Consider the following 13,869-nt stretch of genomic DNA (forward strand, 5'->3'; position numbering starts at 1 on the left):
GGGGTAATGCATGATGTTTCGTCCTTTGGTTGTCCTGCTTGGTCTGCTGTCACTCGCCGCTCCGGCCTCGGCGCGCGTGATCCCGTTTCCAACGGGCTTCAAGACGCAGTCGATCGAGACCAACGGCACCAGCCTGTATGTGCGCGTCGGTGGACAAGGGCCCGCGGTGGTGCTGCTGCACGGCTTCGGCGACACCGGCGACATGTGGGCGCCGGTCGCGATAAAGCTGATGAAGGATCACACGGTGATCGTGCCGGACCTGCGCGGCATGGGCCTTTCGGCGCATCCGGACAGCGGCTACACCAAGAAAAATCAGGCGGCCGACATCGCCGGCATCATGGATGCGCTGAAGATCGACAAGGCGGAGCTGGTGACGCACGACATCGGCAACATGGTCGGCTATGCGCTGGCCGCGCAATATCCGAAGCGCATCACGAAATGGGTCGTCATCGACGCACCGCTACCGGGCATAGGCGACTGGGACAAGATCAAGCAAAGCCCGCTGCTCTGGCACTTCAACTTCCGGGGCCCCGACATGGAGCGCCTGGTCGCGGGCCGCGAGCGCATCTACCTCGACCGCTTCTACAACGAACTGTCGGCCGATCCGAAGAAGATCGACGAGGCGACGCGTGTCCACTATGCAAAACTCTATGCACGGCCGCACGCCATGCATGACGCCTTCGAGCAGTTCAAGGCATTCGACCAGGACGCCGTCGACAACCAGGCGTTGCTCTCCACCGGTGGCAAACTGCCCATGCCGGTGCTGGCGGCCGGCGCGGAAAAATCGGCGGGCACGACACAGGCCGACACACTGCGTTTCGTCGCGTCGGACGTGACGGGAGCCATCGTGCCCGCATCCGGCCATTGGATCATGGAAGAAAACCCGGATGCCACGGTCAACCTCATCACCGATTTCCTATCCAGATAACAACCGCCCGACGCAGAGCAGCGCCCGGCAGCCGACGGCCTTGGCCAGATGCCCGGTCAGCTTGCGGTGGGTGTAGATCGAGCCGCCGACAAAGCCGCCACCATGCGCATAGAACAGCACCCGCTGCTCGTCGGCGCCCTTCGGCACGATCCACATCGCCGGCACACCGCCGGCATCGACCTCGATATAGTCGACGCCGCCCGGTTCGCCGGTCAGCGCCGTCCAATGGGTGTCATTGTAGTCGATGATTGCTTGCGGGCTGGTCAGTTTGCCGGCATTGGCGGCAAGCGCCGCATAGTGGTTCCTGTTTGCCTCGCTCTGTATGCTCGCCATGATCATCTCCTGGGGTTGGCGGATCGCGGGCCGCGACCTTCGAAGCCTAGGACGAACGGGCGGCCCGAAAGGATACGTGGGGGCGCGCACTTTTTCCGCCGTGTGGGACTCAGGCTTGGCCGCCAAACATCGCGGCATGACGCCGGGCGAATTCGACGAACGGCGTTGCCCGCACGCCAAACATCTCATGCGTCGCCAGATGCACCCGCGATTTCGGCCGCCGCAGCCGCTCGGCCAGCTGCTCGTCTAGCGCATCGGCGAAGCCGGCTGAAATGCCGCTGGCCAGCAGGTTGCATCGCCGCACTTCGGGGCTGACATCGACATAGCGAACCGGCCTGCCGGTCGCTTGCGAGATCCGCGCCGCGACATCGCTCATGGTCAGCGCCTCGGGCCCGGTCATGTCGAGGCTCTCGCCGTCATGACCGCCGTCGCGCAGCAGCCGGAAGGCCACCTTGGCGATGTCCTCGACGTCGACCGGCGACAGCTCGGTATCGCCGAGCGCGAGATGGAAGGCGCCCTCGGCGGCAATGGTTGGCGCGTCGCGCAGATAGACCTGCATGAACTGGCTGGGGCGCAGATGCGTCCACGCCATGCCTGCCCCTTCCAGATAGCGCTCGATCTCCTCATGCATGCGCGTGAAGCGGAATTTCGTCGCGTCATAGCCGATGTTGGATTCCGCGCCGGAAAACTTCACTGCATGGGCAACGCCGGCCTGCTTGCAGGCGTCGATGAAGCGGCCCTGCGTTTCGGTCATATCCTCAGTGGCGGTCGAAATCATCAGCACGCAGTCGATGCCGTCGAGTGCAGCGCCCAGGGTTTCAGGCCGGCGCATGTCGCCCTCGACCAGTTGCACACCGGCAAGCTCGTCGAGGCCCGCCGCCGATGCCCGGGCCGGATCTCGCACCAGCGCCCTCACCTCATGCTTCTGCCGCGCGAACTCGCGCACGATCGCCTTGCCGTTCAGGCCGGTGGCGCCTGTCACCAGGATCATGGTCTTGTCTCCGTTCAGGATTGATGCAGCCGCCCTGCCGGCGACCGCACCTTGAAGACGAAGAGACGCGGGCAAAGGATTCCACCGGAAGCATCTTTTATCGGCAAGACGCCTTCGCCCTGCCTCCGGTCATCCCGCCAGCGCGTAGCGGTTGACCACCATGCCGCAGGCATAGGCTTTCGAGCCGAGCAGCCGCAGGGTCTTGAAACCGCCACGGTCGAAGATCCGGCGCCCCGCGCCGAGCACCGCCGGGTTGACGAACAGCTGGAACTCGTCGACCAGCCCGGCCGCGATCAGAGCGGAGGCAAAGCCGGCGCCGCCGAAGACGGCTATGTCGCCGCCCTCGCCCGCCTTCAGTGCGTTCACCTCGCGCGACAGGTCGCCGCTGGCCACCGTCGTGCGCTCCCATCGCGAGGCTTTGAGCTTGTCGCTCGGCACCACCTTCCGGGCGTCGACGATGCGCTGCGCAAAGGCATAGAACGGATCGCGCGGAAATTTCTTCGCCGCATTGCCCCAATGGGTCAGATACCCCTCCTCGGCCATCTTGCGGCTGAGCAGGATGGTGTCGATGCCGGCGAAGACGGCGTTGAAATCCTGCTTCAGCGCGTCGTCCCAGGCACTGTCGTCGGCCCATTCCCAGAGCTGCCAGGGATGGTCCTGATTGGCGCCGACAAAGCCGTCGACTGACATCTGCATCTGCAGGATCAGCTTTCTCATCGTCGATCTCCTCGGTTTGTCAGGGCTCATGGATGCGGGTGAACGCCTGTGCCGGCGCGCCGCCACCAGGCAAAACGGTTTACATTTGGAACCATTGACGCAAGACCAAAACAGTGTCAATAGTAAAGTGATTTACAAATGGAACCATAGAGATGTCGACGCGCGAAAAATCCGGTTGCCCGATCAACCTGTCGCTGGAGCTGCTCGGCGACCGCTGGACGCTGCTCATCATCCGCGACCTGATCTTCGCCGGGAAAAGGCATTTTCGGGAATTCCTGCAGTCCGACGAAGGCATTTCCTCGCGCACGCTGGCCGAGCGGCTGCAGACGCTGCAGGACGAAGGCATCCTCACCCGCAGCGACGACCCGACCCATGGGCTGAAGACGGTCTACCGGCTGACGGAGGCAGGCGTCGACCTGCTGCCCGTGCTGGCGACCCTCGGCGCCTGGGGCAGCAAGCACCGCAAGGCCGACGACAAGCTCGCCCGGATCGCCGACGAACTGGCGGCGGGTGGCGAGGCGGCGCTGGAGCGGATGAAGGTGGCGTTGCGGGCTGAGCATCTGGCGAACACATGATCGCCGAAGCTCTGAAAGACGCCCGGAGACCGACGACCTGACTCCCATCGGCCGCAATGAAAATGGGCCATCGCATACGCTGGGCGATTGGGTCCGTCTTCACGATGAGTATGATGATGGTCGATGACTATCCATTTATCGCCGCGCAGCTGGGCAACGCCCTGCCTTGGCGGTCGTGATGCATCAGATGCTGGTTGGCGGCATCGATGTGGTCGCAAAGGAATGAACAGCCGGTACACCGATAGTCGGCATTGGGCGGAAACATGAAGTGATAAATGATCAACTGGCTGCGGCTCTTGAAGAGATCGGCCAGCGATTTCCTTCCCTGGGTCGTATCGAACTCGTAGGGCTTGTCGATCCGCAACCAGGGCAGTGCTCGCCGGTCCGCCGCGAGTTGTTGGCGTTGGCGCGTAAACGCCTTTTCTTTCTGGAGATGCGCTTTGTGCGCTTCAAACCAATCCGTGTAAGGCGCGATGATGTGGTCGGTCATTTCGTCCTCCTTCCGCACTCTGGCGCATGCTGACAGTCTCGTTGCCTGTCTTTAAGACGCTGTTGAAAACCGCGATCCGACACGACTGTGCAATTTGTGTTGAAGAACGCAGCTGATACCACCGGACGCGGACATATCGCTTGACAGTCGTGCGCGCTTTGTTCTCCATATGTTCCGATCTATCAGCAACTGCGGATGAGCGGTCGGGATGGAAACGACAGCCACCATCCTGCATGCCGATCTCGACGCCTTCTATGCCTCCGTCGAGCAGTTGCTCGATCCGTCGCTGCGCGGCAAACCGATCGCGGTCGGCGGCGGCGTCGTGCTTGCCGCCTCGTATGAGGCGCGCGCCTTCGGCGTGCGCGGCGGCATGCCGGGACGCAAGGCGCGCGAGCTCTGTCCGCAGCTTATCTTCGTCGGCGGCAATTTCAGCCACTACCAGCGGCTGGGCGACGCGGCGATCAAAGTGCTCGACGATTTCACGCCGCTGGTCGAGCGCATCTCCATCGACGAGGCCTTTGCCGATGTTGCCGGCTGCACGCATCTGTTCGGCTCACCGGAGAAGATCGCCACAGCCATCCGCGGCCGCGTCCGCGCCGAACTCGGCCTGCCGATCTCGATCGGCGTGGCGCGCACCAAGCATCTGGCCAAGATCGCCTCGCAGGTGGCCAAGCCCGACGGGCTGGTGGTGGTCGACCCCGGCACCGAACTCGCTTTCCTGCACGATCTGCCGGTCGGGCTGATGTGGGGCGTCGGCCCGGCGACCAGGGCACGGCTGGCCGAAATCGGCATCGAGACCATCGGCCAGCTGGCCAGGACGCACAGCGGCGCGCTGACGCGGCTGCTCGGTCCCGCCGCCGGCGAAAAGCTCGCCGCATTGTCGTGGAACCGCGACCCGCGAAGGCTGGAGACGCATCGCCGCGCGCAGTCGGCCGGTGCCCAGTCGGCACTTGGCCAGAAGCCTGCCGTGGCGGCGGTCATCGTGCCCACGCTGCTGCACCTGGCTGACCGCGTCGCCAGCCGGCTGCGCGCCAAGGCAAGGCCCGGCCGCACGGTGACGGTGCGCGTGCGCTTTGCCGATCTCAGCACTGTTTCGCGCTCGATCACGCTCGACCAGCCGATCTCGGCCACCACCATGCTGGCCGAGATCGCCGGGGACCTGGTGCGCGGCGTGCTTGCCGACCACCCGCACGAGAAAACGATCTCGCTGCTGGCGATCTCGGTGTCGCATCTTGAGGAAAGTGCCGAGCTGCAGCTCGAACTGCCGCTCGGCCTCGCCGACGAGAAGAGCAGGCCGGGCACGCGCAAAGGCCTGGCGCGCTTCGGCGCCGACCGCGCCATCGACAAGATCCGCGAGCGCTTCGGCAAACAGGCGGTCGGCTACGGCACGGTGGCGCTGGAGGCGGCACGCGCGGTTCCCGACGAGTTCAGGGAACTGGCGCAGAAGGAGCTGTGAGGGCAGTCGAAGGGCATCGTGTCCTGCATGTGACCGCGCAAGGCGTCATAACTGGCGGCGGCAAAGAGTGACTTGATTTCCGCCCTGGCTATTCGAGTAAGGTGTAGCGGCCACAAGCCATGGAATCCGATGTTCGCACCCTTCATCGTTTGCGCGTTGGTCACAGCTCTCAGCGCGGTTGTCAGTCTCGGTTTCTCCTTGGCTGCCGCTAAGAACGCAACCGGCGACGCCCGGACAATGGCATTGTACGGTTGTGCACGCAGTGTGGCTTTGGTAGTCGCGAGCGCCGTGCCATTTTTTACAGGTTCTGTGGAATGGCTTGAAGCCGTCGCCTGGATAATGATCCTTGTGCAGGCTGGGGACGCTGTCATAGGCACCGCCATCGATGATCGGATGAAAACCTTCGGCCCGGCCGGCGCATCGCTCGCCAACCTTATGGCTCTCCTATGGCTCATCCAGTCTGTTCAATGAGATCGCGGCACACCGGATCAGATCAGGACATCGCTCATGTCGTTGATCCATCTGGTTTGCCGCGTCGCTTCGAGCGATCCATGCGCGTCGAGCGACCGGACCGCCGAAAAATCGAGGCCGGTTTCGGTTTCGATTGAAACGACGGTCGTCTGAATGAGCCGGTTGCGCATCTCATCGACCGTATACGGCTTCAGCCCGGAGAAGACCTTGGCCTCATAGAGCGCCTGGACATATTGCGTCTGCCCGACGATGAAGGCGGCGGCGACGGGCTTGGTGGCCGATTTCTGGAGCACCGCGACCTTCCAGAAGGACAGCGGAATCTGCCAGGGGCCGCCTTTGCGGGTCCTCCCGTAAAGCGGGTCGTCGTCACGGTAGATCGGTCCGGTAAAGATCGTGAGGCGCTTCTTGGAGGTTTGCGCCTTGTCGAGAAGATAATCTTCCAGATTGCCCCAATCGATGTCGTTGTAGGTTTGAACCTGCGGCGCCGCATTGGTGTAGTGGAACGTGTCTTCGGAGCCGAGCTGGGATTCGGCGAGTGCCTGTGCCGCGTTCGACAATGGGCTCCAGCAAGGGTCGAGCAGGCGCACCTGGTGGCCGCGGCTGAACTGGACTGGATCGGATCCCTTGGCCTTTTCGTAGAAATCGCCATCCGGCTGAAATTCATCGGCGATCCGCGCGTCGCGACGCCACGTGTCCTTGCGCTTGCCGGGATGGACCAATGCGTTGCCGTCGATATTGACCGCGGTGATCAGCGGGAATTTGCGCCCGGCGTGGATGACCGACGAGAAGTGGTGATAGGCAAGCTCATGTCTCGAACCGTCCAGCAAGGCCGCAACCTTGTTTTGAGCAAGCAAGGGCTGGTAGATTCGCCTCAGATCGATGCGCAACGGGGCCAGAAACGCCGGATCATAGCCTGCGACATTGACCCAGCGCACGGGGTCGAGTGGTTTTCGATCCGCTTCGAATGCCGCTTCGCCGACCGCTCCCTGTGACATGGCGGCAGCCTGCGACATGGCAGTGAGGCCAAGCGACATATCGAGCCTGTCGAGCACCAGCCCTGCCTGTGGCGTTGTGAACCGCTCGAATTCGAGCTGTTTGAAGATCGCGCTTATTCGAATTCCTTCGTTGGCAACCCAGATCGGCTGTTTGGCGGCCTTTCCCGGCTTTCCCAACCTTCCCGGCGCCGGAACCGCCTTGTGGTGCAACGCCAACACTTGCCACTGATCGTTGAGGACAGGCGCCCCCGATGAGCCGGGTTCGGTGTCGGTCGAATAATGAATGAACCGATCCAGATCGATGCGGAGTTGGAGAGCCAGTTTCGGGTCGAGTGTTATGATCTGGCTGGCGCGGATGGCGATTTGCTTGGGCTCGCTGCCAGGGTGCTGGATGATCGTCACCCATTCGCCGTCGACGGCCTTGCCCGATACCGGGATCAGCGGCAACCTGCCATAGCGGTGCAGCGGCACACCTTCATCCGACAGCGGCGTGACCGCAACGAATGTCACGTCGAGCTCGGCATTGGTGTAGAAAACCTCGTGCGGGCGCAGATTGAAACGAACCGGCTCGCTCAGCACACCGTCTACATCGTGCTCATAGCCGAACTCGGCGCTGCACTGACTCGCCTCGTCGGCATTGCCAAGCACATGATGGTTGGTGAGCAGGAGGCGCGGGCCGACAAGGAAGCCCGTCCCGTACCAAAATCCGCCATCGCTCGGAACCTTGATCCGGCAAACGGCCGCGGCTGCCTTCTTGCCGCGATCGAGGAAATTGATCGACATGAGGTCGCTGTCGCCGACTATCCGCTCGAAGCCCTTGGGATCGCTTTCCGGCGATTCCAGGAGGCTCAGGCGAAGATCGAACCGCTTGTCCGCTCTCGCCCGCGCGCGCCGCCTGCTCCGGCCTTCAGGCGTGACATAGACGGCGTCCGCCTTGGCGACCTTCTCGACTGCGGTCGAAAGTGCCTCCGACTGGGTTGAGACAATGTCCTTTAGAGAGTCGTCTGTTTCTGAACCCATCGCCCGCCCCTCCAGCGTTTGGTGTACTTGTATTTGATTGCTCCACCACCCGAGGCGATGATCTTATCGATGGCCATGGCAATTGCCAATCCTTGGAATGGAAGTCATAGACGCAATACACGGTTGCATTTCTTCCTATCAAATTGTATTTTTTGGTATAGTCATTTAGCCGTCTCTCGTTTTTCTTGAAAAACCTGCCTATGGTGCACTCCTTGCGGTGTCGGCCGGCAACGGATCCATCTGGAACAAGTTCCCGATGAGATCGGGAAGATCGCAATATCCACTCAGGGACAACGGATATGGCACTGCTTGAAACGCGACTTAATCGGGTGCGAGACATCGTCTTCAATTACGCAAACGCCCGAAACATCGATGCGGTGATGTCGAATATTTCCGGCATCGCCATCGACGGCGACTTTGCATGGACCGTTTCCGATGAGGGGCGGACTTTCGAATGTCTTTCGATCACCGAAGCTGGCTTCATGCTCGACAGGCAATACGTTTTGGACGATTTCTTCGCCGGCCTGCCCGAAGGCCATGAGGCCGATCTGGAATCCGTCGACGTCGCCAATGGCAGGCTCTGGCTGTGTGGCTCGCATTGCCGTGTCAGGCGCGAGCCGAAGGTTCCAGGCATCCTCGACCCCGGCTTTCGACGTCGTCCCAGCCGGCACCTTCTGGGCTCGATTGAACTGGATGGACATGGAAAGCTGAAGCCAGGCACGGCAACCGCCTTGCCCTATACCAGCGAGGGCAGCCTGCGGCGCTGCTTGCGCGCCAACCCGTTCCTGTCCGCTTTTCTCAATCTTCCGAGCAAGGAGAACGGCCTCGATATTGAGGGGATGACGGTCCTTCCAAAGCAGGTCTTGCTCGGCCTGCGGGGCCCGGTCATCGACAGTCATGCGGTGGTTGTCTCCTTGCCGCGCAAGGGCGCTACCGTCGATGGCGATCCGCACCTTCACATGCTTGATTTCAAGGGCCTCGGCGTGCGCGATCTCGCACGCGACGGCAACACGATCCTGGTTCTGGCCGGCCCGGTCACCGGAGCGGATGGACCATTTCGCATCTACCGATGGCGGCCGTCGGCCTCTGGCGAAGTCGAAACCGCCGATGTGCTGCACGAGTGGGCCATAAGTCACGAACACCCCGAGGGGTTGTGTCCCTTCACCCGCAATGACGAGCCCGGTGTCCTTGTCGTCTATGACACGCCGGACCAGCATCGGCGCTCCGGAACGCAAGTGACCGGCGACTGGTTCGCATTGCCTCTCAGCTCCTGATCGCCTTGCCGGCCTGCTGCAGCAATTCGAATGCCGCGAAGCGCTTGGCGTGCCAGCCGGCCAATGACGCGTCGGGATGATAGACCTCGCCGAGTTCCGACATGCCGGCCATGGCGCCCACCAGATCCTTGTAGATCCCGGCGGCGACGGCGCCCAGTATCGCCGAGCCCAGCAGTACCGGCTCAGGCGAGGTCGACGCCACCACCACCATGCCCGTGGTATCGGCAAGCAACTGGCGTACCAGCGGGCTTTGCCCGGCGCCGCCGCTGACGACCATGGTGTCGACGGGAATGCCTTTCTCATGCTCGGCCCGCACGATCTGACGCGCGCCATAACCCAGCCCGCAGACCCCGGCGACATAAAGCCCGACCAGACTGTCGAGGCTGCTGTCGAGATCGAGCCCGGCAATCAGCGCGCGCGCATCCGGGTCAGCCAAAGGCGCGCGATTGCCAAGGAATTCCGGCACGACATGGATGTCGCCGACCAGCGCCGGCGTGGCCACGGCACCGTTGCGGCTTTGCGCCTGCAGCGCCAGCCAGGCGCTGAGGCTGAGACCCTCGGCCTGCGCCTTGGCCGCCGCTTCGCCAGCCAGTGGATGCATGCGCACCAGATGGTCGATGGCCGCACCCGCCGCCGATTGGCCGCCCTCGTTCAGCCACAGGCCCGGCACCATGGCCGAGAAATACGGCCCCCAGACGCCGTCGACGAAGGCGGGTTCGGCGGTCGACGACATAGTGCAGGCCGAGGTGCCGAAGACGTAGGCCATGCGGGACAGAACGCTGCCGAATTCGCCGCGCGCGCCGACCGTGCCGACGCCGCCGGCATGCGCATCGATCAACCCGGCGGCCACCGCGGTGCCGGGGACAAGGCCAAGGTCGGCCGCAGCCTGCGCGGTCAATCCGCCGCCAAGTGCGGCACCGGCCGGCACGATCTCGGTGCCAATGCGCGCGAACGCCTCGTCAGCCAGTGCGCCGAGGCCGATGTTGCGGAAATACGCCTCGTCCCAGCGGCTTTCATGCGCCAGATACGTCCATTTGCAGGTCACCGTGCAGACCGAACGGGCAAGGCTGCCGGTCGCCCGCCAGGTCAGGAAGTCGGCAAGGTCCATGAACTGCCAGGCGGCGCTGAAGGTGGCGGACATGTTTTCCGCCAGCCACAAAAGCTTCGGCGTCTCCATCTCCGGCGAGATGACGCCGCCGACATAGTTCAGCACCGCTGCGCCGCTGCGGTTGATGCGGCGAGTCTGCTCGACCGCACGGTGATCCATCCAGACGATGATGTTGCGTTCCGGGTTTCCCGACGGACCGACCGGCAACGGCACGCCGCCCTCGCCCAGCACCACCAGAGAACAGGTGGCGTCGAAGCCGATACCGACGATCGCCTCGGGCGCTATGTCAGCCTGGGCGACGGCGGCGCGGGTGGCCGTGCACACCGCGCGCCAGATGTCGTTGCTCGACTGCTCGACGATGTCGCCGGCCTCACGCCAGACCTCGATATCCTGCTTGGCCGAGGCGAGCAGGTTTCCCGTGTGGTCAAACACCCCGGCGCGGGCGCTGCCGGTGCCGACGTCGATGCCGAGATAGTGGGGCATTGGGAACCTCCGGTTCAGGCAGTAGGGAATAGGGAATAGGGAATAGGCAGTAGGCAGTAGGGGAATAGTGCGCAGGTGAACAGCGACTGGGCTAGATATGGGCCGCAGAACGAGCCTACTGCCTACTGCCTACTGCCTACTGCCTACTGCCTACTGCCTACTGCCTACTGCCTACTCCCCTCACAAATCATTGCTCTGCGGCAGGATCACCAGATCCCGGATCGTCACGTTGCGTGGCCGGGTCAGCATGAACATCACCGCCTCGGCCACCTCGCGCGGCTGCATCAGGCCGCCGGCGGCGAGCTCTTCCTCGAGCTTGGCCTTCGGCCAGTCGTCGACCAGTGCCGTCACCACCGGGCCGGGCGCCACCGCGCCGACGCGCAGGCCGTGCTTGGCAACCTGCCGGCGCACCGTGTGGACGAAGGCCTGCACGGCATGCTTGGAGGCCGTGTAGATCGGCTCCCAGACCACCGGAACCAGCCCGGCGATCGAACTGGTGACGATGATGTCGCCGGTCTTGCGCTCGACCATGTGCGGCAGCACCGCGTGGATCGAGCGGAAGACGGCGTTGATGTTGAGGTTCAGCATGCGGTCCCAGGCATCGGGATCGCCGGTCAGCACCTCGCCGCCGACATAGGCGCCGGCATTGGCATGGAAGATGTCGAGCTGCCCGGCTTTCTCCAGGATCTGCGGCATCATGGTGGCGACGCTTGACGGCTGCGTCAGGTCGATCACCAGCGGGATCGCGTTGGGGCCAAGCTCCGCGCACAGGCTGTTCAACGTCGCCTCGGCGCGGTCGACCAGCACCACCTTGGCGCCCGCCGCCAGCATATATCTGGCGCATTCGAGGCCGATCCCCGACGCGGCACCGGTGATGGCTGCAACTTTTCCGGACAGTTGACTCATATCTCTCTTCCTGTTGAGGGGGTCAGGCCCGGCCATGCGAAACACGAGAACGGCGTGCCAGCGAGTCGACGATGACTGCGATGGCAAGCACGGCGCCTGTGATCATGTACCGAAGCGACGAGGACAGATCGAGCAGCGTCAAGCCGCTGGCGATCGACTGGATGACGATGATGCCGAGCAGCGCCGAATAGGCGCTGCCGCGGCCGCCAAACAGGCTGGTGCCGCCGATGACGGCCGCCGCGATGGCGTTGAGGTTGACGTCGCCGGTGCCGGCCTGCTGGCTGGCCGAGGCAAGGCGGGCCGCCGACAGCACGCCGCCGAAAGCGGCCAGCATCGAGCACAGCACGAAGGCGCTGGAATAGATCAGCCGCACGTTGATGCCGGCGCGCCTTGCCGCCTCGCGGTTGCCGCCGACCGCCGACATCGAGCGGCCCCATTTCGTCCGCGTCAGCGCGTAGTGCATGGCGATGACCAGACCGACGAACAGGCCGAACATCCACGGAATGCCACGCGCCTGGTTGAGATAGAAGACGATGAGTTCGGTCATGACCGTGATCGCCACCGCGCGCGTGATGAGGCCGCCGGTCGAGGGCGCCGACAGGTTGGCGGCGCGGCGGCGCGCAACGGTGCGCAGGCCGGTGACCAGCATGACGATGCCGGGAACCGCCGCCAGCCCGAACGACACGAATTTCGGCATCACCAGCAGCTGGCCGAAATTCACCAGGTTCGAGCCGTAAGGCAGGTTGATCGAGCCGGTCGAGCCAAGGATGTAGAGCTGCAGGCCAAGTACGGCGAGAAGACCGGCCAGCGTCGAGACGAAGCTCGGCATGCCGAGCCGGTTGAACAGCAGCGCGTAGAGCGCGCCGATGAAGCCGCCGACGGCGACCGCGGCAAGGATGGCGAGCGCCACCGGCCAGCCCTGGTTAACCCACAGCGTGCCGACGAGAGCCGAGGCAAAGCCGCTGATCGAGCCGACCGACAGGTCGATCTCGCCGACCATCAAAACGCAGACGATGCCGAGCGCGATGACGCCGACGGTGGAGGAATCGAACAGCAGATTGACCAGATTGCTGCTCGACAGGAAGATCGGGTTGATGCTGGCGAACACCGTCCAGATGATGACCAGCCCGACGATCACCGGCAGCGAGCCGAGATCGCCCGAGCGCACGCGGTCGAAGAAGGCGCGGATGCTGCCGCTCAAGCCGGCCTCGTGCTTGACGCGCACATCGGCGCGGTCGAGCTGCGGCGGCACCGGGGCGGCCTGCTCCACTTGGCGGCTCATGGGCGTGGCTCCTGGGTTTGGTCGTGCCGGCCAATGTGATCCTGTCGCGCCTGCCGGCGCTCGGCACGCCGCGACACCGAATTGTTCGACGCGCCGGTGATGGCGCTGACCAGCTCCTGGTTCGAGGCGTCGGGGGTGAAGATGCCGTTGTTGCGGCCAAGCCGCAGCACGACGATGCGGTCGGCCACCGCACGCACATCCTCCATGTTGTGGCTGATGATGACGACGCCGAGGCCGCGGTCGCGCACCCGCTCGATCAGGTTGAGCACTTCGGCGGTCTGCGCCACGCCGAGCGCCGCCGTCGGCTCGTCGAGCAGGATGAGCTTGGGTTCGAGCAGCAGCGAGCGGGCGATCGCCACCGTCTGGCGCTGGCCGCCCGACAGCGACGCGACGACCACGCGGACGCTGGGAATGCGCGCCGACAGCTCGTTGAGCAGCGTCCAGGCGCGCACCTCCATCGCCACCTCGTCCAGCCGCAGCGGGTTGAGCTCGCGGCCGAGGAAGATGTTGGCGACGATATCGAGGTTCTCGCACAGCGCCAGGTCCTGGAACACGGTGGCGATGCCGAGCGTCAGCGCGGCGCTCGGGTCGGGCAGCGTCACCTGCTTGCCGCGAAAGCTGATGGTTCCCGAGTTCGGCTGATGCACGCCGGCGAGGATCTTGACCAGCGTCGACTTGCCGGCGCCATTGTCGCCGACCAGCGCCACCACCTCGCCGGCATGGACATCGAGATCGATGTCGGTGAGCGCCGAAACGGCGCCGAAATTCTTCGAAATGCCGCGCAGGCTGAGCACCAGCTCGCCTGTCGGAACCGGTTCGTCCGGGATATCGACCATGCCT

General features: G+C 63.9%; 13 protein-coding genes and 2 pseudogenes. 6 read left to right on the forward strand and 9 right to left on the reverse strand.

What is annotated here, in order from left to right; all coding sequences use genetic code 11:
* Nucleotides 1–13: 13 nt before the first annotated feature.
* Complete coding sequence (locus ACFSQT_RS07160; protein WP_379017827.1) at nucleotides 14–928, forward strand: alpha/beta fold hydrolase; 915 nt, start codon at nucleotides 14–16, stop codon at nucleotides 926–928.
* On the opposite strand, the gene ACFSQT_RS07165 is transcribed toward ACFSQT_RS07160, so the two are convergent.
* From ACFSQT_RS07165 to ACFSQT_RS07175, 3 genes are all read right to left on the reverse strand, one after another.
* Nucleotides 917–1,261: a hypothetical protein gene (locus ACFSQT_RS07165; protein WP_379017829.1), complete on the reverse strand. Its 345-nt coding sequence runs from the start codon at nucleotides 1,259–1,261 to the stop codon at nucleotides 917–919. The genes ACFSQT_RS07160 and ACFSQT_RS07165 overlap by 12 nt on opposite strands.
* 109 nt (nucleotides 1,262–1,370) lie before the next feature.
* Nucleotides 1,371–2,252, reverse strand: a complete 882-nt coding sequence (locus ACFSQT_RS07170; protein WP_379017831.1) for an SDR family oxidoreductase — start codon at nucleotides 2,250–2,252, stop codon at nucleotides 1,371–1,373.
* Nucleotides 2,253–2,381: 129 nt separating this feature from the next.
* Nucleotides 2,382–2,969 carry a dihydrofolate reductase family protein gene (locus ACFSQT_RS07175; RefSeq protein ID WP_379017832.1) on the reverse strand — a complete coding sequence of 196 codons (588 nt, stop codon included), beginning with the start codon at nucleotides 2,967–2,969 and terminating at the stop codon, nucleotides 2,382–2,384.
* A gap of 152 nt (nucleotides 2,970–3,121) precedes the next feature.
* On the opposite strand from ACFSQT_RS07175, the gene ACFSQT_RS07180 reads away from it, so the two are divergent.
* Together ACFSQT_RS07180 and ACFSQT_RS07185 are read left to right on the forward strand one after the other, a co-directional pair.
* Complete coding sequence (locus ACFSQT_RS07180) at nucleotides 3,122–3,544, forward strand: winged helix-turn-helix transcriptional regulator (protein ID WP_379017833.1); 423 nt, start codon at nucleotides 3,122–3,124, stop codon at nucleotides 3,542–3,544.
* A gap of 34 nt (nucleotides 3,545–3,578) precedes the next feature.
* Nucleotides 3,579–3,671 (forward strand): annotated as a pseudogene (locus ACFSQT_RS07185) (DUF899 domain-containing protein); the annotation flags it as partial.
* Between the two features lie 45 nt (nucleotides 3,672–3,716).
* On the opposite strand, the pseudogene ACFSQT_RS07190 reads toward ACFSQT_RS07185, so the two are convergent.
* Nucleotides 3,717–4,034: pseudogene (locus ACFSQT_RS07190) on the reverse strand (DUF899 family protein); the annotation flags it as partial.
* A gap of 208 nt (nucleotides 4,035–4,242) precedes the next feature.
* Between ACFSQT_RS07190 and dinB the strand changes: the two are divergent.
* Together dinB and ACFSQT_RS07200 are read left to right on the forward strand one after the other, a co-directional pair.
* Nucleotides 4,243–5,490 (forward strand): DNA polymerase IV, encoded by a 1,248-nt coding sequence (gene dinB / locus ACFSQT_RS07195; protein WP_379017834.1) that lies wholly within the window; start codon nucleotides 4,243–4,245, stop codon nucleotides 5,488–5,490.
* Between the two features lie 129 nt (nucleotides 5,491–5,619).
* The gene (locus ACFSQT_RS07200) at nucleotides 5,620–5,961 is read left to right on the forward strand and encodes a hypothetical protein (RefSeq protein WP_379017835.1); all 342 of its coding nucleotides are present in this window, start codon (nucleotides 5,620–5,622) and stop codon (nucleotides 5,959–5,961) included.
* A 17-nt stretch (nucleotides 5,962–5,978) separates the two neighbouring features.
* Here ACFSQT_RS07200 and ACFSQT_RS07205 read toward each other — a convergent pair whose 3' ends face one another.
* Nucleotides 5,979–7,976 (reverse strand): DNA/RNA non-specific endonuclease, encoded by a 1,998-nt coding sequence (locus ACFSQT_RS07205; RefSeq protein WP_379017836.1) that lies wholly within the window; start codon nucleotides 7,974–7,976, stop codon nucleotides 5,979–5,981.
* 299 nt (nucleotides 7,977–8,275) lie between these two features.
* Between ACFSQT_RS07205 and ACFSQT_RS07210 the strand changes: the two genes are divergently transcribed.
* Complete coding sequence (locus tag ACFSQT_RS07210; RefSeq protein WP_379017837.1) at nucleotides 8,276–9,250, forward strand: DUF3616 domain-containing protein; 975 nt, start codon at nucleotides 8,276–8,278, stop codon at nucleotides 9,248–9,250.
* Here the strand turns inward: ACFSQT_RS07210 and ACFSQT_RS07215 are convergent.
* From ACFSQT_RS07215 to ACFSQT_RS07230, 4 genes are all read right to left on the reverse strand, one after another.
* Nucleotides 9,240–10,841, reverse strand: coding sequence for an FGGY-family carbohydrate kinase (locus ACFSQT_RS07215; RefSeq protein WP_379017838.1), 1,602 nt, complete (start codon nucleotides 10,839–10,841; stop codon nucleotides 9,240–9,242). The genes ACFSQT_RS07210 and ACFSQT_RS07215 overlap by 11 nt on opposite strands.
* A gap of 180 nt (nucleotides 10,842–11,021) precedes the next feature.
* A complete protein-coding gene (locus ACFSQT_RS07220) occupies nucleotides 11,022–11,747 on the reverse strand; it encodes an SDR family oxidoreductase (RefSeq protein WP_379017839.1) in 726 nt (241 codons plus the stop codon).
* Nucleotides 11,748–11,769: 22 nt separating this feature from the next.
* Nucleotides 11,770–13,029 carry a sugar ABC transporter permease gene (locus ACFSQT_RS07225; protein WP_379017840.1) on the reverse strand — a complete coding sequence of 420 codons (1,260 nt, stop codon included), beginning with the start codon at nucleotides 13,027–13,029 and terminating at the stop codon, nucleotides 11,770–11,772.
* On the reverse strand, nucleotides 13,026–13,865 hold the full coding sequence (locus ACFSQT_RS07230) for an ATP-binding cassette domain-containing protein (RefSeq protein WP_379017841.1): 840 nt from the start codon (nucleotides 13,863–13,865) through the stop codon (nucleotides 13,026–13,028). Before ACFSQT_RS07230 ends, ACFSQT_RS07225 begins: the two co-directional genes overlap by 4 nt.
* Nucleotides 13,866–13,869 lie beyond the last annotated feature (4 nt).

Source organism: Mesorhizobium calcicola, from assembly GCF_042682105.1.
Classification (GTDB): domain Bacteria; phylum Pseudomonadota; class Alphaproteobacteria; order Rhizobiales; family Rhizobiaceae; genus Mesorhizobium; species Mesorhizobium calcicola.